The sequence below is a fragment of the Uliginosibacterium sp. H1 genome (assembly GCF_036017065.1).
Classification (GTDB): Bacteria; Pseudomonadota; Gammaproteobacteria; order Burkholderiales; family Rhodocyclaceae; genus Uliginosibacterium.
Map to the genome: position 1 here is coordinate 1 of NZ_JAYXHR010000001.1, position 23,033 is coordinate 23,033.

The window sequence follows — 23,033 nt, forward strand, 5'->3', positions numbered from 1 at the left end:
GGCATCAACGTCGTGCTGCCCACCTTCGCAAAGGGCGGCACCCACGTGAACGTCTCCGGCGCCGCGATCGCCAGGCATTCGCCCAACAAGGACAACGCCGTGAAACTGCTGGAGTACCTCGTGTCCGACGAAGCCCAGGCCATCTACGCCAAGGCCAACTTCGAGTACCCGGTGAAGAAGGGTGCGGCGGTCGACCCGGTCATCGCCGCGCTGGGCACGCTCAACGTCGACCCCACTCCGCTGACCGAGATCGCCAAGCATCGCAAGGCCGCCAGCGTGCTGGTGGACAAGGTTGGCTTCGACCAGTGATGGAGCCGGCGCTGCGCCCCTGCGCAGCGCCGATCCGCAGCACAACGGCGTAGCGCCTTCGCGGCGCTACGCCGTTTTTGTCCGCGCTGTTCTCATCCGCCTGTTCGGCGGCGTGGGGGCGGGCGGGCTGTTCGTCACCGCGCTGGTCGCCTTGCTGGTGCTGCTGCCCGTGCTGTCGCTGGCCAGCCACGCGCTGCAAGGCTCCGGCGAACTGTGGCCGCACCTTGCCGCCTACGTATTGCCGCAGGCCCTGCGTGACAGCCTGACGCTGCTGGTCGGCGTCGGCCTCATGGTCGTGTGCATCGGCAGCGGCATGGCCTGGCTGGTGACGGCCTACGATTTTCCCGGCCGCCGCGTCCTCGACTGGGCGCTATTGCTGCCACTGGCGGTGCCGACCTACATCGTCGCCTTCGCCTACCTCGACCTGTGGCATCCGGTCGGCGCGCTGCAGACCGGCCTGCGCGAACTGCTGGGCTACAGCAGCCCGCGTGAATTCCGCCTGCCCGACATCCGTTCGATGTGGGGCTGCATCCTGCTGCTGGGCCTGGTGCTGTATCCCTACGTCTACCTGCCTGCACGTGCGCTGTTCCAGATGCAGGCGGGTGGCCTTATCGACGCGTCCCGCACGCTGGGCGCCGGGCCCTGGCGCACCTTCTTCCGCGTCGCGCTGCCGCTGGCGCGGCCGGCCATCGCGGTGGGTGCCAGCCTCGCGCTGATGGAGGCGCTCAACGACATCGGCGCGGCCGAGTTCCTTGGCGTGCGCACGCTGACGGTTTCGATCTACTCCACCTGGGTGAACCGTTCCAGCCTGCCGGGCGCCGCGCAGATCGCGCTGGTGATGCTCGCCATCGTGCTGTCCCTGATCGCCCTGGAACGCTGGGCACGCCGTCGCCAGCGCTACGCCGCCAGCGGCCGCCAGGCGGCGCGTCTGTCGCCACGGCGCCTGTCGACGCTGCGCGGCCTGCTCGCGCTGGCCGTGTGCTGCATTCCGGTGACGCTGGGTTTCATCATGCCGGCGGGATACCTGCTGGTGGAGGCGGCCAGGCGATTCAGCTTCGCCGGGCTGGAGCAGGTCATCCTGCGCGAGACGCTCAACACGCTGATGATCTCCGCAGTCGCCACCGTGCTGGCGACGCTCATCGCCTTCGTGCTGGCCTACACCCTGCGACTGGCCCGTGCGCCGGCCACCCAGGCGCTGGTGCGCTGCGCCAGCCTGGGCTACGCGATTCCCGGCACCGTGCTGGCCATCGGGCTGCTCGGGCCGCTGGGATGGTTCGACAACGGCATCGATACGCTGTCCAGCCAGCTCTTCGGCCTGTCCACCGGCTTGCTGCTGGCGGGCTCGGGTGCCGCGCTGGTGTATGCCTATGTCGCGCGCTTCCTGGCTGTCAGCAGCGGTGGCATCGAAGCGGGCTTCAGCAAGATCCCGCATTCGATGGACGACGCCGCGCGCTCACTGGGTGCGACGGCGGGCCGCGTGGCGCGGCGCATCCATGCGCCCCTGGGCCGGCCGGCGATCGCTGCCGCCATGCTGCTGGTCTTCGTGGACTGCATGAAGGAATTGCCGGCCACCTTGCTGCTGCGCCCGCTGAATTTCGAGACGCTCGCCACCCATCTGTACGGCGAGGCCGCGCGCGGTACTTACGAGAGTGGTGCGGTGGCCGCGCTGTTGATCGTGCTGGCCGGCCTGCTGCCGATTGTCCTGTTGTCGCGGCTCAGCCATCATGCGCCCGCCGGCAAGCGGCGCACGCCGGTGGAGGCAGTCGATGCAGCGGAATCCGTGCCCACCCTGAACGCCAGCTGAGCCGCCTCATTGCAGCCTTGTAGCCTGATTTCAGCCCCATTCTGGCCGCGACACATCGTGATGAAGACGCCCGATAACCCCTCCACCATGCCCGCCGCTCCGGTCACCGGACACCGCCTGCTCGCCAGTGGCTTGCGTCACCGCTACGACCGCAGCGATGTGCTGCGCGACGTGTCCATCGACGTGGCGCCGGGCGAGATCCTCTGCCTGGTCGGCCCTTCGGGCTGTGGCAAGAGCACGCTGCTGCGTCTCATCGCCGGCCTGGAGCGCGTGCAGGCCGGCAGCATCGCCATCGATGGCGAACTGATCGCGTCCGCCGACAGCCACGTCCTGCCGGAACGACGTGACGTCGGCCTGGTGTTCCAGGACTTCGCGCTGTTCCCGCACATGAGCCTCGCCGACAACGTGGCCTTTGGTCTTGGCAAGTTGCCGCGGGCACAGCGCAAGGTGGTGGCGCTGGACATGCTTTCGCGCGTCGGCCTGGCCGACCGCGCGGACGAGGCGCCGCACGTCCTGTCCGGCGGCCAGCAGCAACGGGTCGCGCTGGCCCGTGCGCTGGCCTCGCGGCCGCGCCTGATGCTGCTGGACGAGCCCTTCTCCAACCTCGACGTGCGCCTGCGCCATCGCATGCGCGTCGACACGCTGCGCCTGCTGAAGGACAGCAACAGTGCCAGCGTCATGGTGACGCACGACCCCGACGAAGCCATGTTCATGGCCGACCGCATCGCGCTGATGAACGAGGGCCGCATCGTGCAGCTCGGCTCGCCCGACGCGTTGTACCGCAACCCGCACAGCCCGTTCGCGGCCGAGTTCTTCGGTGACGTGAACCGCATCGACGCGGTGGCGGTGCAGGGCAGGGCGGTTACGCCCCTTGGTGCCTTCGACGCACCGGGCGTGGCCGACGGCGCCAGGGTGCAGGTGTTGCTGCGGCCCGAGGCGATTCTCGTCCATCCCCAGCCGGTGCCCGGCAGCGTGTCGGCACGCGTTGCCGCCAGCCACATGCTGGGCAGCTACAGCCTGCTGGAGCTGACGGTGCAGGCGGCACACGCGGATGGGGGACGCGCGCTGACAATCCAGGCCCAGGCGCCGGGCAGTCTTCGCTGGCTTGCAGGACAGGAGATCCACCTCACCGTGAATCCGGCAGGGATTTTCGTCTTCCCGGCCTGACCCTCGGGGCAGTTCCGGCACCGGGTCGCGGCGTGCGCGCAGAATGCCGCGCATGTCTTCATTGCCCCATTCCATCCGCCAATCACGTCATGCGGCGCTGCGCGCCTGGCGGCGTGCAGCGGCTGCGGTGCTGGCACGCGTCTGGCCGCAAGCCTGCTTCGTATGCGGCGAGCGGGGCGGATCGCCGGTATGCCGGCGCTGCGAGGACACGCTGCCCTGGTTGCTCGGTGCGCATTGCCCGGTCTGTGCGCTGCCGACCCCCGCGGGGCAACGCTGCGGCCAGTGTTCGCGCAGGCAGCCGGCCTTCGACGCCACCCTCGCGGTCTTCGCCTACGACTACCCGGTGCGCGAGATGCTGCTGCGCTTCAAGAACGGTGGTGCCTTCGAATTGCAGGACTGGTTGATCGAACTGCTCGGCGCGCGCGTCGCGGAACTGTCCTGCGACCTCATCGTGCCGGTGCCACTGCATGCGAAGCGCATCGCGCAGCGGGGCTTCAATCCTGCGCATGAACTGTCGCGTGGCCTCGCACACCAGTTCGGCTGGCGTCTCGACCCGGGTGCGGTGGTGCGCGACATCGACACCCCGCACCAGGCCGGCCTGCGCCTGGGCGAGCGCCAGCGCAACCTGCGCGGCGCCTTCCGCGTCACGCGTGGCATGGAGGGCCGGCACGTATTGCTGGTCGACGACGTGATGACCAGCGGCACGACGCTGGGCGAACTGGCGCGCAGCGTGCGACAGCGCGGTGCCACGCGGGTGACCAACCTCGTCGTGGCGCGCACGCTCAGCCCGCCGACGCGGCGCTGAACACGTCAGGAAATAAAAAGGGGCGACCGCGGTCGCCCCTTTTGTCCTGTCGCGAAGACGGTCAGCTTGCCTCGCGTACGCGCTGGGCGATGTGCGCCAGCGCTTCCTCCACCTGGTCGACCAGGATCAGGCACAGGTCACCTTCCTTGAGACGGCCCAGCGCGGAGTCGATGGCGATGAACTCGCCATTGATCTCGTCGACGAAGGAGGTGCGCGTCGCACCTTGCAGGCCTGCCCGCAGCAGCGCCAGCACTTCGCCGTCGGCGCGGCCACGCTGGCAGGCGTCCTGGTAGAGGATCACGTCGTCGAAGGCGGCACCGAGGATCTCGGTCTGCTCGCGGATGTCCTCGTCGCGGCGGTCACCGGCACCACTGATGACCACCGAGCGGCGCTTCGCCGGCATCGCGTCCACGGCCTGCACCAGTGCCTGCATGGCGTCCGGGTTGTGGCCGTAGTCGGCGATCAGGGTGGCGCCGCGGTAGTTCATGACGTTGAAGCGTCCCGGTGCGTTGTCGCTGTCGTTGGCGAAGCTGGCGAGGCCCAGGCGCACGCTGGTCCATTCCAGGTTCAGTGCCCAGGCCGCGGCAACGGATGCCATGGCGTTGTCCACCTGGAAGCCGATGGCGCCGTCGCGCGTGATCGGGATGTCCTTGAGTGCCAGGCGGTGGCGCTGCGTGCCCTGCGCGCAGACGATGTCGCCATCCTCCACGTAGACGACGCGCTTGCCCTGCGCACGGTGCGTGGCCATCACCGGGTGCTGCACGTCGCGACCGAAGAAGATGACCTGTCCCGGGCAGTTGGCGGCCATGCCGGCGACGATGGGGTCGGCGGCGTTGAGCACCGCGTAGCCCTTCTTAGGCGTCACGTTCTGCACGATCACCCGCTTCAGCACGGCGAGGTCTTCCACCGTGGTGATGTAGTTGAGGCCGAGGTGGTCGCCCTTGCCGATGTTGGTGACGACCGCGACATCGCAGTAGTCGAAGGCCAGGCCTTCGCGCAGCAGGCCGCCGCGCGCGGTCTCGAACACGGCGGCGTCGACTTCCGGATGCATCAGCACGTTGCGCGCGCTGCGGGGGCCGCTGCAGTCGCCGCTGTCGGTCTGGCGGCCGTTCACGTACACGCCGTCGGTATTGGTCATGCCCACACCCAGGCCGCTGGCGGCGAGCAGGTGGGCGATGAGGCGCACGGTGGTGGTCTTGCCGTTGGTGCCGGTGACGGCCACCAGCGGAATGCGGCCGTTGTCGCCATCGGCATACATGTTGGCGATGACGGCTTCACCCACTGCGCGGCCTTTGCCGAACGAGGGCGTCAGGTGCATGCGCAGGCCGGGCGCGGCATTCACTTCGACGATGCCGCCTGCCTGGTCTTCCAGTGGCTTCAGCACGCTTTCGCAAACGACGTCCACGCCGCAGATGTCGAGGCCGATCATCTTCGCCGCCGCGACGACGCGGGCCGAGATGTCCGGGTGCACGTCGTCGGTGACATCGGTGGCGCTGCCACCGGTGCTGAGGTTGGCGTTGTTGCGCAGGAGCACCCGCTGGCCGCGCGACGGCACCGACTCGGCATCCATGCCCTGGGCGGCGAGGCGGGCGAGCGCGATGTCGTCGAAGCGGATCTTGGTCAGCGAGGTGGCGTGGCCTTCTCCACGGCGCGGATCGGCATTCACCTGGTCGACCAGTTGGCGCACGGTGTGGGTGCCGTCGCCGGTCACCTGCGGCGGATCGCGGCGCGCGGCAGCCACCAGTTGATCGCCCACCACCAGCATGCGGAAGTCATTGCCGGGCAGGAAGCGCTCGACCAGCACTTCGCTGCTGATCTCGGCTGCGGCGGCGTAGGCGCGCTCCAGTTGCTCGCGGCTGGTGATGTTCACCGTGACGCCCTTGCCCTGGTTGCCGTCCTGCGGCTTCACCACCACGGCGCCGCCGATCTCCTGCATGGCGGTCCAGGCATCTTCCAGGCTGGTGGCAGGGCGACCGTTGGGCACTGGCACGCCGGCGGCGAGCAGCAGCTTCTTGGTGAGGTCCTTGTCCTGCGCGATGGATTCGGCGATCGCGCTGGTGCGGTCGATCTCCGCGGCCTGGATGCGGCGCTGCTTGCTGCCCCAGCCGAACTGCACGAGGCTGCCGGTGGTGAGGCGGCGGAACGGAATGCCGCGCGTCACCGCAGCCTGCACGATGGAACCGGTGGACGGCCCCAGGCGCTCGTCCTCATCCAGTTCGCGCAGGCGGGCCAGCGCGCCGTCGAGGTCGAAGGGGGTGTCGTCGATGACCGCGCGGCACAGCGTTTCGGCCAGTTCCAGTGCCAGGCGGCCGACGGCCTCCTCGCTGTATTCCACGATCACCTGGAACACGCCGGTTTCCAGCGTGGCCTCGGTGCGGCTGAAGCTGACCGGGCAGCCGGCCTGCGCCTGCAGGGCGAGGGTGGCGAATTCCAGCACGTGGGCAAAGCTGCGCGGGTCACCCTTGTACTCGGGATTGACGCCGTCGATGTCGGGAAAGCGGGCGCGCAGGCGGGCGTCGAAGCCGGGCTGGGCATCGAGATCGCATTCCTGCGGCGTGCAGGTGACGATGGCCTCGATTGCGGTGTGGCGGCTCCACAGGTTGGGGCCTCGCAAGGCGCGGATGCGGGAGACTTCCATCAGGCAGGTCCTGTCTTGTTCCAGTCGTGGGCGGCGCGTCAGCGCGCCGCGGTCGTAGCGGGCGTGTAGGTTTCGACGCCGGCGCGGATGAGGTCGGGGCTCACGCCCAGTGCCCATGCACCGGCGATGGCGGCCAGCAGCGCTTCGACGGTGATGTCGTCCGCGTCGCGCGCCAGCGGGAAGTGCGAGAGTTTCGCCAGTGCAGTGTCCTCGCCACCTTGCGCGAGCAGGACGTTGCCATCCCGCAGCAGCACGGCGCGTCCGCCGTTGTCGCGGTGCGCGGCGATGGCCGGGGCGGCTGCGTCGCTGGCGTAGAACAGGGTCTCGCCGTCGCACAGGCTGGCCATCTCCGCCACGCGTGCGTCGCCGGCATTGAGCACCGCGAAGCCATTGGGCAGCACGACGTCCACCTGGGTGCGCAGCACGTTGTAGACCTGGTCGATCTCCTGCACGAAGAACTCGGCCAGCTCGTCCTCGCCGCTCACGTCGGTGACGATGCCCAGCAGGCAGCGGTCATAGGCGAGGCCTTCGCCGAGGATGCCGGCGCTGCTGTGTTCCATCACGGCGGTGTCGATGGTGCGGTTCATCAGCAGGCGCTGGCCGCCTTGCCAGTGCGCGTGCGGGCTGTGTTCGATCTGGCGGCTGTCGAGGAACAGGCCGTCCTGGCAGGCCAGGCCGACGTGGCGACCGGACAGCTGCAGCAGCCAGGCGAGCAGGCGGGCGATCAGCGTGGTGTTGCGGCGGCCGGAGATGCCGGCAATCGGAATGCGACCGGCATCTTCCTCTTCCGGGAACAGGTGACGCACGATGGCTTCGCCCACCGGTTGGGCTTCACCCTGTGCCGGCTTCAGGTGCATCAGCAGGCCGGGGCCGGCGTTCACCTCGACGATGGCGCCGCGTGTCTCGGCGAGCGGGCGGGAGACATCCTCGGTCACCAGGTCGACGCCGGCGATGTCCAGGCCGACGATGCGGGCGGCCAGCGTGGCCATGTAGGCGACTTCCGGGTGCACGTCCTTCGTGCAGTCAATGGCGACGTTGCCGTTGCGCTGGACCAGCAGCTTCTGGTCGACAGCCGGCACGGAGTCCGCCTGCATGCCTTGCCGCTCCAGCAGCAGGCGCATGGCCGGTTCGCGCTCCAGCACGATGGTTTCCAGCGGGAATTCCTCGGCCTCGCCGCGACGCGGGTCGCTGTTGAGCTGGCTGTCGATCAGCTGCACGACGGTGGAGGTGCCGTCGCCGGTGATCCACAGGCTTTCGCCGCGCGCGGCGGCGGCCAGCTTGCCGCCGACGACGAGCAGTCGGTGCTCGTCACCACGGATGTAGCGCTCGACGATGACCTCGCTGCCTTCCGCGTCGGCCACCCCGTAAGCGGACTCCACGTCCGCCTGGGTCATCAGTTCCAGCGACACGCCACGGCCGTGGTTGGCGTCCGAGGGTTTCACCACCACCGGCACGCCGATGTCCTCGGCGGCTTCCCAGGCGGCGGCGGGGCTTTCGACCACCTGGCCTTCCGGCACCGGCACGCCGCAGGCGGACAGCAGCTGCTTGGTCAGGTCTTTCTCGCTGGAGATGCCTTCGGCGATCGCACTGGTGCGGTCGGTCTCGGCCGTCCAGATGCGGCGCTGGCGGTTGCCGTAGCCGAGCTGCACGAGGTTGCCGTCGGTGAGGCGGATGGAGGGGATGCGGCGCTCGGCCGCTGCTTCCACGATGCAGGCGGTGCTGGGGCCGAGGTGGTGATCGTCCACCAGGTTGCGCAGGTGCTCCACCGTGCTCGGCACGTCGAAGACCTGGTCGTTGATCGCGGCCATCAGCAACTGGCGACCGGCTTCCAGCGCGGCGCGGCCCACCTGCTCGTTGCGGGCGCGCACCACCACCTTGTAGACACCGCGTTCGCAGGTCTGGCGTGCCTTGCCGAAGGCCGTCTGCAGGCCGGCGAGGTTCTGCAGCTCGATGGCGACGTGTTCCAGGATGTGGCCGGCCCAGGTGCCGTCGCGCAGGCGCTCCAGGAAGCCGCCGCGATAGCCGACGCCGCAGTGGTGCTCGATCAGGCCGGGCAGCCAGGCGGTCAGTCGCTCGTAGAAGCCGGGCAGGGTGTTGGAGGGGTAATCCTCCAGCTCACCGATGTCGACCCAGGCTTCCAGCACCGGACGATAGGTCCAGATGTTCGGCCCGCGCAGGTAGGTGACGCGGCGGAACTCGATGTCTTTCTTTTTCATGTCTTCGGCATTGGGGCGGACGCCCTCTGAGGATAGCCCGGGCGCGGGCGCCGGGCGAGTGCTGCGCAGGTTCATGAGCGGCGCCGGCGAGCGGCAGACCGCGGTGGTGTCGGGGAAAGCCCACAGGGAGCCTCGGGTATACTGCCAGCCCCGCACGCACCGGCCCGCCCTGTCAGGCGGGCAGAATCGGCGGCCAGAATACCGGAATTGACCGCCTCGCTGCGCGCTTTCCCTTGGGGAATCCAGCCCGGCGTCCTGTCTACTTTCCGGGCTTGTCGCGCGTTAGCGCTTGCCAGGCCCCTTTCGGCTCTTTCGGTTGTACCGCCTGTTGCCATGCCGGGTTCGCACCGCCAGAGCATGCCTTCCAAGATGACCATCAAGCTACCGGATTCTCCAGTGAGTTCTTCGCGCAGTTTCCTGCACGCCGTGCCCGACAGCTGGCGCGACCGCATGGCCGCGCGCCTGGGCGCAGCAGAGAACGTACTGGCCTGTTGCGAGGTTGACCTCGACATCCGCCTCCGGTTTGCCGCGGGCATCGTGGTACTGACCGAATCCCGCCTGCTCTCGGCGGATGACAAGGGTGAATGGCAAGAGTGGCCCTTGCGCCCGGGCCTGCGCCTGGATCACCACGACCATGCGGGCGTAGGCACGCTGGAGTTGCTGGACGTCACCGCTGCGCAACCCGTGCGGCTGGTCTACTGGCGCTACACGCTGAACCAGAATCCGGCCGCCTTGCGCCTGCAACGCCAGTTCCAGCGCGTGATGATGGCGGTGCAGGCCGGCCAGCCCTTGCAGGCCGAACCCGAGCGGCATTGCCTGAGCTGCAATGCGCGGCTGGAGCCGGACCAGGAAGACTGCCCGGCCTGCGAACCCGACGAATCGCTGACCCCGCCTTCCACCTGGACGCTGCTGCGGCTCGGCCGCTTCGCCAAACCGTACAGCCGCCAGCTGACCGCGGGCTTCCTGCTGACCCTGGCCTCGACCGCCGCGACCCTGGTGCCGCCGTACCTCACCATGCCGCTGATGGACGACGTGCTGATCCCTTACCAGAACGGCGCGCCGATCGACGTCACCAAGGTCGGCATGCTGCTGGGGGGACTGCTCGGCGCCGCGCTGGTGGCCTGGGCGCTGGGCTGGGCGCGCACCTACATCCTGGCGCTGGTGTCGGAACGCATGGGCGCGGATCTGCGCACCACCACTTACGAGCACCTGCTCAAGCTGTCGCTGGAATACTTCGGCGGCAAGCGCACCGGCGACCTGATGGCGCGCATCGGCTCGGAGACGGACCGCATCAACGTCTTCCTGTCGCTGCACCTGCTGGACTTCGCCACCGACGTGCTGATGATCGCCATGACCTCGGTGATCCTCTTCTCCATCAACCCCTGGCTGGCGCTGGTCACGCTGCTGCCGCTGCCGGTCATCGCGTGGATGATCCACGTGGTGCGCGACAAGCTGCGTACCGGCTTCGAGAAGATCGACCGTGTGTGGTCGGAGGTCACCAACGTACTGGCCGACACCATTCCCGGCATCCGCGTGGTGAAGGCTTTCGCGCAGGAGTCGCGCGAGGCCGAGCGCTTCCGCGAAGCCAACCGCCACAACCTGGCGGTGAACGACAAGCTCAACCGCGTGTGGTCGCTGTTCTCGCCGACGGTGACGCTGCTCACGGAAATCGGCCTGCTGGTGGTGTGGGCTTTCGGCATCTGGCAGGTATCGCAGGACAGCATCACGGTGGGTGTGCTGACTGCCTTCCTCGCCTACATCAGCCGCTTCTACACGCGCCTGGATTCGATGAGCCGCATCGTGTCGGTGACGCAGAAAGCCGCGGCCGGCGCCAAGCGCATCTTCGACATCCTGGACCACGTGTCCAGCGTGCCGGAGCCGGCCAATCCGCAGCCGCTGCCCAAGGTGACCGGCCGCATCGGCATGCGCAAGCTTGGCTTCCGCTATGGCAACCGCTCGGTGATCCGCGACCTGTCGCTGGACATCCAGCCGGGCGAGATGATCGGTCTCGTCGGCCACAGTGGCTCGGGCAAGAGCACGCTGGTGAACCTGATCTGCCGCTTCTACGACGTCAGCGAAGGCGCCATCCTGGTCGATGGCATCGACATCCGCCAGGTGGCGGTGGCCGACTACCGCCGCAACATCGGCTTGGTGTTGCAGGAGCCCTTCCTGTTCTTCGGATCGATCGCCGAGAACATTGCCTACGGCAAGCCGGATGCGACGCGCGAGGAGATCGTCGCCGCTGCGCGCGCCGCCCACGCACATGAGTTCATCCTGCGCCTGCCGCAAGGTTACGACTCGCTGGTCGGCGAGCGCGGGCAGGGCCTGTCCGGCGGCGAGCGCCAGCGCATCTCGATTGCGCGCGCACTGCTGATCGACCCGCGCATCCTGATCCTCGACGAAGCCACGTCCGCAGTCGATACGGAAACCGAACAGGAGATCCAGAAGGCGCTGGACAACCTGGTGAAGGGCCGCACAACGATCGCCATCGCGCACCGCCTGTCCACGCTGCGCAAGGCGGATCGCCTCGTCGTCATGGACCGCGGCCAGATCGTCGAAGTCGGCCCGCACGACGAGCTGATGGAAGCGCGTGGTGCCTACTGGCGCCTGTATGAAGCGCAGGCCCGCAACGTCGACACCGAGGCGGCGGAAGCCACGTGGTCGGCGGGTGGCGCCACCGAGCGCGTCTGAGGGCAGGGAGCGACCATGACTGACACGACGACCAAGGCTGCGACCATCGCAATCCATTTCACGCTTGCCCGCAACGAACTCGGGCAACTTGTCCTGACGGATGAGCAGGGCACGGCTCACCACAATGTCGTACCGGTGCGCGCGTTTCCGATTGCCGCGCCCGCCGATGGCATTTCCCTGCTGGACGCCGAGGGCCACGAGGTGGCGTGGATCGACCGTCTCCACGCGCTGCCGGAGGACTTGCGCCAGTTGATCGAACAGGCCCTGGCCGAACGCGAGTTCATGCCGGAGATCCAGCGGCTGCACGAGGTGTCGAGCTTTGCAACGCCCAGCACCTGGCATGTCAGCACCGATCGCGGCGAGGCGAGCTTCGTGCTGAAGGGCGAGGAGGACATCCGGCGGCTGGCCGGCAGCACGCTGCTGATCGCGGATCATCATGGCGTGCAGTACCTGATCCGCGACCTGAAATCGCTGGACCGCCACTCGCGACGCCTGCTGGACCGTTTCCTGTAACGCCGCGGCTCTCGCTGCGCTGGTGGATGACACGCGTTTGCCGTATGTAGACCGACGCAAATCATCGTTGCGCCGGGCTGCCGATTGCGGCATCAAGCTAGGGGCCACCTTCCAGGAACGATCAAGTGAATCCAGCCGTCAGCCAGCCGCATCCCGTCGAAGACCGCAGTGAAATCCCGCGCACGGTCGGCCGATGGGAGGCCTTCCTGTTCTGGCTGAAACTGGGTTTCATCAGCTTCGGCGGCCCGGCCGGGCAGATCGCCATCATGCACACCGAGCTGGTGGAGCGTCGTCGCTGGATCAGCGAGAAGCGTTTCCTGCACGCCCTCAACTACTGCATGTTGCTGCCCGGCCCGGAGGCACAGCAACTCGCCACCTACATCGGCTGGCTGATGCACCGGACCTGGGGCGGCGTGGTGGCTGGCGCGCTCTTCGTCCTGCCGTCGCTGTTCATCCTGATCGGCCTGTCATGGATCTACGTCGCGTTTGGCGACGTGCCCTGGGTGGCAGGGCTGTTCTATGGCATCAAGCCGGCCGTGACGGCGATCGTGGTGCAGGCGGCTCACCGGATCGGCATGCGCACGCTGAAGAACAACTGGCTGTGGGGCATTGCCGCGGCATCCTTCGTGGCGATCTTCGCGCTGAACCTGCCATTCCCCCTCATCGTGGCGGCCGCCGCGCTTGCCGGCTATATCGGCGGACGCGTCGCGCCGGAACGGTTCCGGGCCGGTGGCGGCCATGGCAAGGCCGACAAGTCCTTCGGCCCTGCGCTGATAGACGATCACACGCCGACGCCTGCGCATGCGCGCTTCAGCTGGGCCAGGCTGGCAGGCGTGATCGCGGTCGGCGCGGTGCTGTGGCTGGTGCCGATGGGCCTGCTGACCGCAGCCTTCGGCTGGACGCACACCTTCACGCAGATGAGCTGGTTCTTCACCAAGGCCGCGTTGCTGACTTTCGGTGGCGCGTATGCGGTGCTGCCCTACGTGTATCAGGGCGCGGTGAGCCACTATGGCTGGCTGACGCCGACGCAGATGATCGACGGCCTCGCGCTGGGCGAAACCACGCCCGGGCCGCTGATCATGGTGGTGGCCTTCGTCGGTTTCGTCGGCGCCTACGCCAAGGCCGTTCTCGGCCCGGACGCGCTCTTCCTCGGCGGTGCGGTGGCCGCAGCGCTGGTGACCTGGTTCACCTTCCTGCCGTCGTTCCTGTTCATCCTGGCCGGCGGCCCGCTGGTGGAATCCACCCACGATGACCTGAAGTTCACCGTACCCCTGACCGGTATCACCGCCGCAGTGGTGGGCGTGATCCTCAACCTGGCGCTGTTCTTCGGCTACCACGTGTTGTGGCCGCAGGGCTTCTCAGGCCGCTTCGACTGGCCCTCTGCGCTGATCGCGCTGGGCGCAGCGATTGCATTGTTCCGCTTCAAGCTCAACGTGATCCACGTGATCGTTGCTTGTGGGCTGGTGGGGTTGGTGGTGAAGACACTACTCGTTTGAGCTGCGCGCGAACGGCGTGGCGGAGGCCGGAGCGGCGCCAGCAACAGGAATGCTCGGCTTTCGCGTTGCCTCTGCGAACCCCTCGGTCTTCGGCTGGTGTGGTGCGGACGGTGTCCAGCGAAGCAGCGCTTCGCTGACCGGACCAGCGCAGCTTCTCATCCGCACCGTTGCTACAAACGAAAAAGCCACCGCAAGGGTGGCTTCGTCGTTGGTTTGGTGGAGGCGGCGGGAATCGAACCCGCGTCCGCAAGCCCTCTACAACCGGCTCTACATACTTAGCCGTTCTATTTGGATTTAATCCTGCGCTTAGCCGATCGGCAGGCCGACGCAGGACGAGTCACCTTGATTTTAGCTCCGCACCAAGTAACCCGATGCGGCACGAGTCCCTGTGAATGACGCTGCTATGGGTTTTACCCCATCTGACCCAGGAGACCAGTCAGTGCAGCGGCTGTAGCCTTAAGCGGCTACGGCGAATTGCTCGTCGTTGGCGAGTATAGATTTCCAGATGGATTTACGAGGTGATCTGGTCCTCGGTATGCACCAAGCTGCTTCGCGACCCACGTCGAAACCAGGTCGCCCCCAGCAAATACTGTGACGCCAACGCGCGCCACGGGTTCCATTGTACGCGCTCAGTGGGTACCGAGCCAGTCGAGGACTTCGTGCGGGTGGTGGATCACGCCGTCCGCGCCCCATTCCTCGGGCGGCAGACCGGCGCCGTGGTAGCCCCAGGTGACGGCCAGCGAACGCATGCCGGCTGCGCGCGCCGCTTCCACGTCGCGTGGATCGTCGCCGATGTAGAGACTGGCGGCAGGCGCGACACCGGCTTCGCGCGCAGCGTGCAACAAGGGGTCGGGCGCCGGTTTGGGCAGGGCTGCGGTGTCACCGCTGACGATGCTGCGTGCGCGTGCGTCGAGTGCCAGCGCACGGACCAGCGGCTGGGTGAAGCGGGCATGCTTGTTGGTCACGACGCCCCAGGCGAAGCCACGTGCTTCCAGCGCGTCGAGCATTTCCGGAACGCCGGGGAACAGCCGCGACTGGTCGCAGATGTTGGCCGCGTAGTGAGCCAGCATCCGGTCCGCGATGGCGGGGTAGTCAGCGTGGTCGGAGGTCCAGCCGTAAGCCGCACCGATCAGCCCGCGCACGCCTTGCGAGGTGTAGGGGCGCAATTCATCGAGGGGGACTGCCGGCTTGCCGTCTTCGGCACGCACGCGATTGAGCGCGCTGGCGAGGTCCGGGGCGGTGTCGGCAAGGGTGCCGTCGAGGTCGAAGAAAACCGCCTGGATGTCTGCTGGCACGGGATCAGCCCTCGCGCCTGCAGCGCATCAGGTAGTTCACATCAGGGTTGTCATCGAGCCAGTAGTGCTTGGTGAGCGGGTTGTAGTGCATGCCGATCACTTCGTCGACCACCAGGCCTGCCTCACGCGCAAAGCGCGCCAGCTCGGAAGGTTTGATGAACTTGCCATAGTCATGGGTGCCGCGCGGCAACATCTGAAGGATGTACTCGGCGCCGAGGATGGCGAACACGTAGGACTTGGGATTGCGGTTGAGCGTGGAGAAGAACACGGGCGCGCCGGGTTTCGCCAGCGTCGCGGCGGCGCGTACGACACTTGCGGGGTCGGGGACGTGCTCCAGCATTTCCATGCATGTGACGACATCGAACTGGCCAGGGCGTTGTGCCGCGATGTCCTCGGCGGCGATCTGCTGGTAATCCACCTGCTGGCCGGATTCATAGAGATGCAGACGGGCGACACCGAGCGCTTTTTCCGACAGGTCGATGCCGGTGACCCGTGCACCACGGGTGGCCATGCTTTCCGACAGGATGCCGCCGCCGCAGCCGATGTCGATGACCTGCTTGCCCTGCAGGCCGCCGGCGTGGCGGTCGATCCAGTCGAGTCGCAAGGGATTGATCTGATGAAGCGGCTTGAACTCGGATTCGGGATCCCACCAGCGATGGGCGAGATCGCTGAATTTCTGCACTTCGGCAGCGTCGGCGTTCAGGGTGTTGGCTTGCATGGCGTGATGTGCGGGAATCTGGCTGTCCGGAATGGACATCGGTGGACAGCAGTTTATCCGCTGGACACCAATAAAAAAGCCCTCGCCGAAGCGAGGGCTTTTGATGCGGAATAAACCCGCTTACTTCTTGGTACCGACGGCTTCCAGATCGACGCGGCGATCCGGGGCCAGGCAGCTGATCAGCTTCTTGTTGCGGCCGTTCTCGGCACCCAGGTTCTTGCAGGTGTCGCCGGTGGTCGGTTGCGACTCACCCTTGCCTTCCGTGTAAACACGGTTGGCTTCGATGCCTTGAGCAACCAGGAAGTCCTTGACTGCGGCAGCGCGTTGCTCGGACAGCTTCTGGTTGTAGGTATCGGAACCGATACGGTCAGCGTGACCGACGGCGATGACGACTTCCAGGTTGATGCCCTTGGCCTTGCCGGCGAACTCGCTCAGGCTCTGCTGACCAGCCGAGGTGATGACGGCCTTGTCGTATTCGAACAGGGCGTCAGCCGGGATCGACACCTTCTCGGCAGCCGGGGCCGGAGCCGGGACAGGAACCGGGGCGGGAACGGGAGCAGGGGCCGGAGCCGGGGCGGCGGCCGGAGCGGGCTTCGGCGGTTCGCACACTTCCTTGGCGAACAGTTCCTTTTCGCAGAAGCAGCCGACCGGGATGGTCTCGCCGACGACCTTGGTGGTCTGCGCCAGATCCTTCGTCCAGTAGCCGGTGCGCCAGCACAGGCCGGTACCGCTGCGGGACAGCACGTTGCGCGAGTCGATGAGGTACGGCGTCACGCCGCTCTTGGTATCGACGACGATGTCCTTGCTCTGTGCTTGTGCGCCTGCGATGGTGCCCATGGCAACGAGTGCCAGCAAAAGCTTGTGAGTGTGTTTCATATTCTCCTCGTTCAAGTCTGATTGCTCATTAAGGACACCACCTGGATCGATGCCCCACACAAACTGGCGCCTTTGCAGACACCAGTCATCTCCCTGCTTGCCGATCTAAAGCTGGCGAAACACCCGATCAGCATACTCCACAGCCTGCATCCTAGACCGGATGTGCGTGAAACGCATTAAGCCCGTGTCAAGTATCAGTACAAAGAATTCTGCCACGACCGGGAAATTTGCTGCAACGCGATGTTGTTAAATTGCAACAGCGAATGCGAGCGTACACGCGGGTTTCCGGCCACCCAGACATCACTTACTGCATGGCGGTCGACAACATAGACAAGGTGCGAAACCGGGTCGTAGCAGGGTTGAAAGTCGACGTTGGAAAGGGAAATGGCGCATAAATCGGCTTCTTTTCCGGTTTGTATGGAGCCGATCCGGTCGTCGAGGCCCAGGCAGCGCGCACCGTCCAGAGTTGCCATGCGCAGCGCGCGGTGAGCGGGCAGCGCATCGGCCCGTTCGCCCGCCACCTTTGCCAGCAGGCTGGCCTGACGCATTTCCTGCCACAGGTCCAGCCGGTTGTTGCTGGCCGCGCCGTCCGTACCGAGCCCCACCGCAATTCCTGATTCGAGCATCCGGGCGACCGGGGCGATGCCGCTCGCCAGCTTCATATTAGACGTCGGGTTGTGGACCACGCTTACATTCCGCTCGGCCAGCAAGCGGATTTCACCCTCGGTGAGATGCACGGCGTGCGCAACGGACAGGCCCGGGCCAAGCAGGCCGAGCCGTTCCAGCCGCTCCAGTGGCCGCATGCCGTGGTGGCGGATGCTGTCCTCGACCTCGGTCCGGGTCTCGTGCAGATGGATGTGGATAGGGCAGTCCAGTTCCTGGGACAGCGCGACGACGCGCTCGAAGCTGGCGTCGGAGACGGAATAGGGCGCATGTGGCCCGAGGGCGAAGCCAAGCAGCGGCCGGTCCCGCCACTGGTCGCGCACCGCCAGGCCCTTGCGCAGGTAGTCGTCCGCATCGGCGGCATAGCGGCTGGGGAACTCCATGACGGGAAGGCTTAGCACGGCGCGCATGCCTGCTTCGCTGAAAGCTTCCGCAGCGGCGTCGGGGTAGAAATACATGTCCTGGACGCAGGTGATCCCGCCGCGCAGCATCTCGGCCGCCGCCAGGCGCGTGCCGTCGCGGACGAATTCCGGGCTGGCGTGTTCGCGTTCCGCCGGCCAGATGGCCTCGTTCAGCCAGGTCATCAGCGGCAGGTCGTCGGCAAAGCCACGCAGCAGTGTCATGGCAGCGTGCGTGTGGGCGTTGACCAAACCGGGCATCAGCACGTGTTCCTCGAGCACGACGTGCTCGGTCGCAAGGTAGCGCTGACGCGCCTGCTCGATGGGCAACAGGTCGACGATCAGGCCTTCCCTGATTGCTACCGCATGGTGTTCAAGGACGACCTCCGCGGGCTCTATGGGAACGATCCAGCGGGCTTCGATCAGGCTGTCGACGGCAGTAGGGGGCGTCATGTCGTAATGAAGGCAGGGCTTGGCTGGGCCAGGGACGGCAACGACCCGCATGTTACAATCGAAAGCTTTAGCGCAAACCTCACGGAAGCCCTGCATCCGCCATGAATTCGTTCGCCAAGGAAACCCTGCCGATCAGCCTGGAAGAGGAGATGCGCCACTCCTACCTCGATTACGCGATGAGCGTGATCGTGGGGCGTGCGCTCCCGGATGTACGTGACGGCCTGAAGCCGGTACACCGCCGCGTGCTGTTCGCAATGCACGAGGCGAACAATGCCTGGAACCGCCCATACGTGAAATGCGCGCGGGTGGTCGGCGATGTGATGGGTAAGTACCACCCGCACGGCGACTCGGCGATCTACGACACGCTGGTGCGGATGGCGCAGGACTTTTCGCTACGCTACATGCTGATCGACGGCCAGGGCAACTTCGGTTCCATCGACGGCGATGCGGCGGCGGCCATGCGTTACACCGAGTGCCGCCTGGAGCGCATTTCGGCCGACCTGCTGGCCGACATCGACAAGGAAACCGTCGACTTCCAGCCGAACTATGACGGCAAGGAGCTGGAGCCGACGGTCCTGCCGTCCCGCATTCCCAACCTGCTCATCAACGGCAGCTCGGGTATCGCGGTCGGCATGGCGACCAACATCCCGCCCCACAACCTGTCCGAGGTGGTCGAAGCCTCGCTGGTGCTGCTGGAGAATCCGGAAACCAGCATCGAGGAGCTGATCAAGCTGGTGCCGGCGCCGGACTTCCCCACTGCCGGTCTCATCTACGGCCTGCATGGCGTGCACGAGGGTTATCGCACTGGCCGTGGCCGCGTGATCATGCGCGCGCGCACCCATTTCGAGGACATGGAAAAGGGCAACCGTCAGGCGATCATCGTCGACGAGATTCCCTACCAGGTTAACAAGCGCACGCTGCAGGAGAAGATTGCCGAGCTGGTGCAGGACAAGCGTATCGAGGGCATCTCGGACATCCGCGACGAATCCGACAAGTCCGGCATGCGCCTGGTCATCGAACTGAAGCGCGGCGAAGTGCCCGAGGTGGTGCTGAACAACCTGTTCAAGCAGACCCAGCTGCAGGACAGCTTCGGCATGAACATGGTGGCGCTGGTCGACGGCAAGCCGCGCCTGCTGAACCTCAAGCAGATGCTGGAGGCCTTCCTCTCGCATCGTCGCGAGGTGGTGACCCGCCGCACCGTTTTCGAGCTGCGCAAGGCACGCGAGCGTGGCCATATCCTGGAAGGTCTGGCCGTCGCGCTGTCGAACGTCGACGAGATCATCGCCGTGATCAAGGCAGCCGCCACGCCGGCCATCGCCAAGCAGGAGCTGATGGGCCGCGTCTGGCGTTCCTCGCTGGTCGAAGAGATGCTGGCCCGTGCCACTGCCGACAGTTATCGCCCGGAAGGCCTGGCCGCGGAATTCGGCCTGTCTGCCCAGGGCTATCGCCTGTCCGAGGTCCAGTCGCAGCGCATCCTCGAGATGCAACTGCAGCGCCTGACCAACATGGAGCAGGACAAGATCGTCGGCGAGTACCGCGAGGTCATGGAGCAGATCACCGACCTGCTCGACATCCTCGCCAAGCCGGCCCGCATCACGGCGATCATCGCCGACGAGATGCGCGCAGTCCGCGACCAGTTCGGCGATGAGCGTCGTTCCGAGATCGTGATGAACACGGCCGACATCAACATCGAGGACCTGATCGCGCAGGAAGACATGGTGGTGACCCTGTCGCACACCGGTTACTTCAAGCGCCAGCCACTGGCCGACTACCGCGCGCAGAAGCGTGGTGGCCGTGGCAAGCAGGCTGCGGCGGTGAAGGACGATGACTTCGTCGACCAGCTCTTCGTCGCCAACACGCACGACCACATCCTGTGTTTCTCGAACCGCGGCCGCCTGTACTGGCTGAAGGTGTTCGAGGTGCCGGAAGGCAACCGCAACTCGCGTGGCAAGCCGATCGTGAACCTCTTCCCGCTGGTGGAAGGCGAGAAGATCACCGCCGTGCTGCCGGTCAAGGAATTCGACGAGGGTCACTTCGTCTTTATGGCGACTACACAAGGCACCGTGAAGAAGACGCCGCTGACCGACTTCGCCAATCCGCGCAAGGCCGGCATCATCGCCGTGGGCCTGGACGAAGGTGATTACCTGGTGGGCGTGGCCATCACCGATGGCAAGCACGACGTGATGATGTTCTCCGACTCCGGCAAGGCCGTGCGCTTCGACGAGAACGACGTGCGCCCGATGGGCCGTCAGGCCCGCGGCGTGCGCGGCATGATGCTGGAAGACGGCCAGAGCGTGATCGCCATGCTGGTGGCCGAGGACGAGTCGCAGAGCGTGTTGACCGCCACCGAGAACGGTTACGGCAAGCGCACCCCCATCGGCGAGTACACCCGCCACGGCCGTGGCACCAAGGGCATGATCGCCATCCAGACCTCCGAGCGTAACGGCAAGGTGGTGGCGGCCCAGCTGGTGACGGAGCGCGACCAGATCATGCTGATCACCACGGGCGGGGTACTGGTACGTACCCGTGTGTCGGAGATCCGCGAGATGAGCCGTGCGACGCAGGGCGTGACGCTGATCTCCGTCGATGAAGGCTCGAAGCTCTCCGGCGTGCAGAAGATCATCGAAGGCGACGAGTCGGACGAGGAGCTGGGCGACGACGAGGTGGCCGACGGTGATCAGGCCGGCGACGATCAGGCCGGTACGCCAGCCGAGTAAATGATGATGCGGGCGGCCGGCCCAAGGGTCGCCCGCTTCGCGAGATTGCCCAGGAAAGAGAACAAGGCGATGAGGGTATTCAATTTCTCCGCTGGTCCTGCCGTGCTGCCCGAGGAGGTGTTGCGCGAGGCGGCCGAGGACATGCTGGACTGGCACGGCAGTGGCATGTCGGTGATGGAGATGAGCCATCGCGGCAAGGAGTTCGGCCACATCCTGCAGCACGTCTTCGCCGATCTGCGCGAACTGCTGGCGGTGCCGGACAACTACAAGATCCTGCTGATGCAGGGCGGTGCCATCGGCGAGAACGCCATCGTGCCGCTCAACCTGCTCGGTAAGAACAACAAGGTGGACTTCGTCGAGACCGGCTCCTGGTCGGTGAAGACCATCAAGGAGACGCAGCGCTACGGCGATGTGAACGTCGCGGCGTCCAGCCTCGACCGCGAGGCGAAGCAGGGCAAGTACACGTACATCCCCGACCGCTCCACCTGGAAGCTGCGCAGCGATGCGGCCTACCTGCACCTGTGCGGCAACGAGACCATCGACGGCGTGGAGTATTTCGACTGGCCCGAGACCGGCAAGGTGCCGCTGGTGGTGGACATGTCCTCCCACATCCTGTCGCGCCCGCTGGACATCTCGAAGTTCGGCCTGATCTACGCCGGCGCGCAGAAGAACATCGGCCCCGCAGGCCTGACCATCGTCATCGTGCGCGACGACCTGTTGGACCAGGCACACGCGCTGTGCCCCTCGGCCTTCAACTACCGCATCGTTGCCGACAACGATTCCATGTACAACACGCCGCCTACCTACGGCATCTACATCGCCGGGCTGGTGTTCCAGTGGATCAGGCGGCAGGGCGGCCTGGCCGCCATCGAGGCGAACAACATCGCCAAGGCCACGGCGCTGTACGACGCGCTGGATCGCAGCGAGTTCTACGTCACCCACGTGCGCAAGGAGTGCCGTTCGCGCATGAACGTGCCGTTCTTCCTGCGTGACGAGAGCCTGACCGATGCCTTCCTGCTGGAGTCGCGCGAGCGCGGCCTCGTGCAGTTGAAGGGCCACAAGTCGGTCGGCGGTTTCCGCGCTTCCATCTACAACGCCATGACGCTGGAGGGTGTGGAGGCGCTGGTTGAATTCCTTCACGCCTTCGAGAAGCGCTATGGCTGACCCGGATCACAACAACGGCAATGGCGCTGGCCTGAGCGCCGAACAGAGCGAAGCGCTGCTGGCTGTTCGCACGCAGATCGACCGCCTCGACGGCGAGATACTCGAACGCCTCGCCGAGCGTGCCCGCTGCGCCCAGAAGGTGGGCGAGATCAAGCGCGGTCCGCTTTATCGCCCCGAGCGCGAAGCCCAGGTGCTGCGCGCGATTGCCGATCGCAACCCCGGCCCGCTGTCGAACGAGGCGGTGCAGCGAATCTTCCGCGAGATCATGAGCTGGTGCCTGGGCCTGGAGCAGCCGCTGCAGGTGGCCTACCTCGGCCCGCAGGGCACCTACTCGGAGGCTGCGGCCGCCAAGCATTTCGGCGGTTCGCCGACGCTGGCAGCGCAGCAGACCATCGACGACGTCTTCCACGCGGTGGAAGCGGGCGCCGTCGAATACGGCGTGGTGCCGGTGGAGAACTCCACCGAGGGCGCCGTCGGCCGCACGCTGGACCTGTTCATGTCCGGCAATGTGTCGGTGTGCGGCGAGGTCGGCCTGCGCATCCGCCACAACCTGATGAGCAAGGCCGCAGACATCGGCCAGGTGAAGCGCATCTACTCGCACTCGCAGTCCTTGTCCCAATGCAACGACTGGCTGGCGCATCATGCACACGGAATTCCGCGCCTGCCGGTCTCCAGCAATGCGGAGGCCGCGCGCCTGGCGGCCGAGGACGCCGAGGCTGCCGCCATCGCCGGCGAGAATGCCGCGCAGCGCTACGGCTTGCCCATCCTCTTCGCCAACATCGAGGACGACCCCAACAACACGACGCGCTTCCTGGTGATCGCGCGTCACGATGCCGGCCCCTCCGGCCGCGACAAGACCTCGCTGATCTGCTCTGCGCTCAACAAGCCGGGCGCGGTGCATGCCTTGCTGCAGGCTTTCGCGGACCAGGGCGTCAGCATGACGAAGTTCGAGTCACGACCCTCGCGTACCGGCCTGTGGGAATACGTGTTCTATGTTGATGTGGAAGGCCACCGCGAGGACCCGGCGGTCGCGCGCGCACTGGCCGAGCTGGCGAACCGTGCCGCCTTCCTGAAGGTGCTGGGTTCCTATCCCGTCGCAGCCATCTGATC

16 protein-coding genes and 1 other RNA gene are annotated in these 23,033 nt (G+C 66.4%); 10 read left to right on the forward strand and 7 right to left on the reverse strand.

What is annotated here, in order from left to right; genetic code table 11:
* From VVD47_RS00005 to VVD47_RS00020, 4 genes are all read left to right on the forward strand, one after another.
* On the forward strand, positions 1 to 309 hold a 309-nt coding region (locus VVD47_RS00005; RefSeq protein WP_327601351.1), incomplete at its 5' end, for an extracellular solute-binding protein.
* Complete coding sequence (locus VVD47_RS00010) at positions 293 to 2,113, forward strand: ABC transporter permease (RefSeq protein WP_327601352.1); 1,821 nt, start codon at positions 293 to 295, stop codon at positions 2,111 to 2,113. The genes VVD47_RS00005 and VVD47_RS00010, both read left to right, overlap by 17 nt.
* Before the next feature lie 60 nt (positions 2,114 to 2,173).
* On the forward strand, positions 2,174 to 3,280 hold the full coding sequence (locus VVD47_RS00015; protein ID WP_327601353.1) for an ABC transporter ATP-binding protein: 1,107 nt from the start codon (positions 2,174 to 2,176) through the stop codon (positions 3,278 to 3,280).
* A 52-nt stretch (positions 3,281 to 3,332) separates the two neighbouring features.
* Positions 3,333 to 4,085 carry a ComF family protein gene (locus VVD47_RS00020; RefSeq protein WP_327601354.1) on the forward strand — a complete coding sequence of 251 codons (753 nt, stop codon included), beginning with the start codon at positions 3,333 to 3,335 and terminating at the stop codon, positions 4,083 to 4,085.
* Between the two features lie 61 nt (positions 4,086 to 4,146).
* On the opposite strand, the gene cphA is transcribed toward VVD47_RS00020, so the two are convergent.
* Positions 4,147 to 6,723 (reverse strand): cyanophycin synthetase, encoded by a 2,577-nt coding sequence (gene cphA / locus VVD47_RS00025; RefSeq protein ID WP_327601355.1) that lies wholly within the window; start codon positions 6,721 to 6,723, stop codon positions 4,147 to 4,149.
* Positions 6,724 to 6,761: 38 nt separating this feature from the next.
* A complete protein-coding gene (locus VVD47_RS00030; RefSeq protein WP_327601356.1) occupies positions 6,762 to 8,939 on the reverse strand; it encodes a cyanophycin synthetase in 2,178 nt (725 codons plus the stop codon).
* 357 nt (positions 8,940 to 9,296) lie between these two features.
* On the opposite strand from VVD47_RS00030, the gene VVD47_RS00035 reads away from it, so the two are divergent.
* The 3 genes from VVD47_RS00035 (at position 9,297) to chrA (ending at position 13,639) form a co-directional block, all read left to right on the forward strand.
* Positions 9,297 to 11,630 (forward strand): cyanophycin metabolism-associated ABC transporter, encoded by a 2,334-nt coding sequence (locus VVD47_RS00035; RefSeq protein WP_327601357.1) that lies wholly within the window; start codon positions 9,297 to 9,299, stop codon positions 11,628 to 11,630.
* Between the two features lie 15 nt (positions 11,631 to 11,645).
* On the forward strand, positions 11,646 to 12,143 hold the full coding sequence (locus tag VVD47_RS00040; protein WP_327601358.1) for a cyanophycin metabolism-associated DUF1854 family protein: 498 nt from the start codon (positions 11,646 to 11,648) through the stop codon (positions 12,141 to 12,143).
* Between the two features lie 173 nt (positions 12,144 to 12,316).
* Entirely contained in the window at positions 12,317 to 13,639 is a 1,323-nt protein-coding gene (gene chrA, locus VVD47_RS00045) for a chromate efflux transporter (protein WP_327603155.1), read from the forward strand.
* A gap of 214 nt (positions 13,640 to 13,853) precedes the next feature.
* Here the strand turns inward: chrA and ssrA are convergent.
* The 5 genes from ssrA to VVD47_RS00070 form a co-directional block, all read right to left on the reverse strand.
* Positions 13,854 to 14,220: a transfer-messenger RNA gene (gene ssrA, locus VVD47_RS00050) on the reverse strand.
* 48 nt (positions 14,221 to 14,268) lie between these two features.
* Positions 14,269 to 14,934, reverse strand: coding sequence for an HAD family hydrolase (locus tag VVD47_RS00055; protein ID WP_327601359.1), 666 nt, complete (start codon positions 14,932 to 14,934; stop codon positions 14,269 to 14,271).
* Between the two features lie 4 nt (positions 14,935 to 14,938).
* Positions 14,939 to 15,652: a bifunctional 2-polyprenyl-6-hydroxyphenol methylase/3-demethylubiquinol 3-O-methyltransferase UbiG gene (gene ubiG / locus VVD47_RS00060; RefSeq protein ID WP_327601360.1), complete on the reverse strand. Its 714-nt coding sequence runs from the start codon at positions 15,650 to 15,652 to the stop codon at positions 14,939 to 14,941.
* 120 nt (positions 15,653 to 15,772) lie between these two features.
* Positions 15,773 to 16,528, reverse strand: coding sequence for an OmpA family protein (locus tag VVD47_RS00065; protein WP_327601361.1), 756 nt, complete (start codon positions 16,526 to 16,528; stop codon positions 15,773 to 15,775).
* Between the two features lie 194 nt (positions 16,529 to 16,722).
* The gene (locus VVD47_RS00070) at positions 16,723 to 18,042 is read right to left on the reverse strand and encodes a TRZ/ATZ family hydrolase (RefSeq protein WP_327603156.1); all 1,320 of its coding nucleotides are present in this window, start codon (positions 18,040 to 18,042) and stop codon (positions 16,723 to 16,725) included.
* A 101-nt stretch (positions 18,043 to 18,143) separates the two neighbouring features.
* Here VVD47_RS00070 and gyrA point away from each other — a divergent pair, with 101 nt between their 5' ends.
* The 3 genes from gyrA (at position 18,144) to pheA (ending at position 23,031) form a co-directional block, all read left to right on the forward strand.
* Positions 18,144 to 20,759: a DNA gyrase subunit A gene (gene gyrA / locus VVD47_RS00075; RefSeq protein ID WP_327601362.1), complete on the forward strand. Its 2,616-nt coding sequence runs from the start codon at positions 18,144 to 18,146 to the stop codon at positions 20,757 to 20,759.
* Positions 20,760 to 20,828: 69 nt separating this feature from the next.
* Positions 20,829 to 21,923, forward strand: a complete 1,095-nt coding sequence (gene serC, locus VVD47_RS00080) for a 3-phosphoserine/phosphohydroxythreonine transaminase (protein ID WP_327601363.1) — start codon at positions 20,829 to 20,831, stop codon at positions 21,921 to 21,923.
* The gene (gene pheA, locus VVD47_RS00085) at positions 21,916 to 23,031 is read left to right on the forward strand and encodes a prephenate dehydratase (protein WP_327601364.1); all 1,116 of its coding nucleotides are present in this window, start codon (positions 21,916 to 21,918) and stop codon (positions 23,029 to 23,031) included. Before serC ends, pheA begins: the two co-directional genes overlap by 8 nt.
* Positions 23,032 to 23,033: the final 2 nt, after the last annotated feature.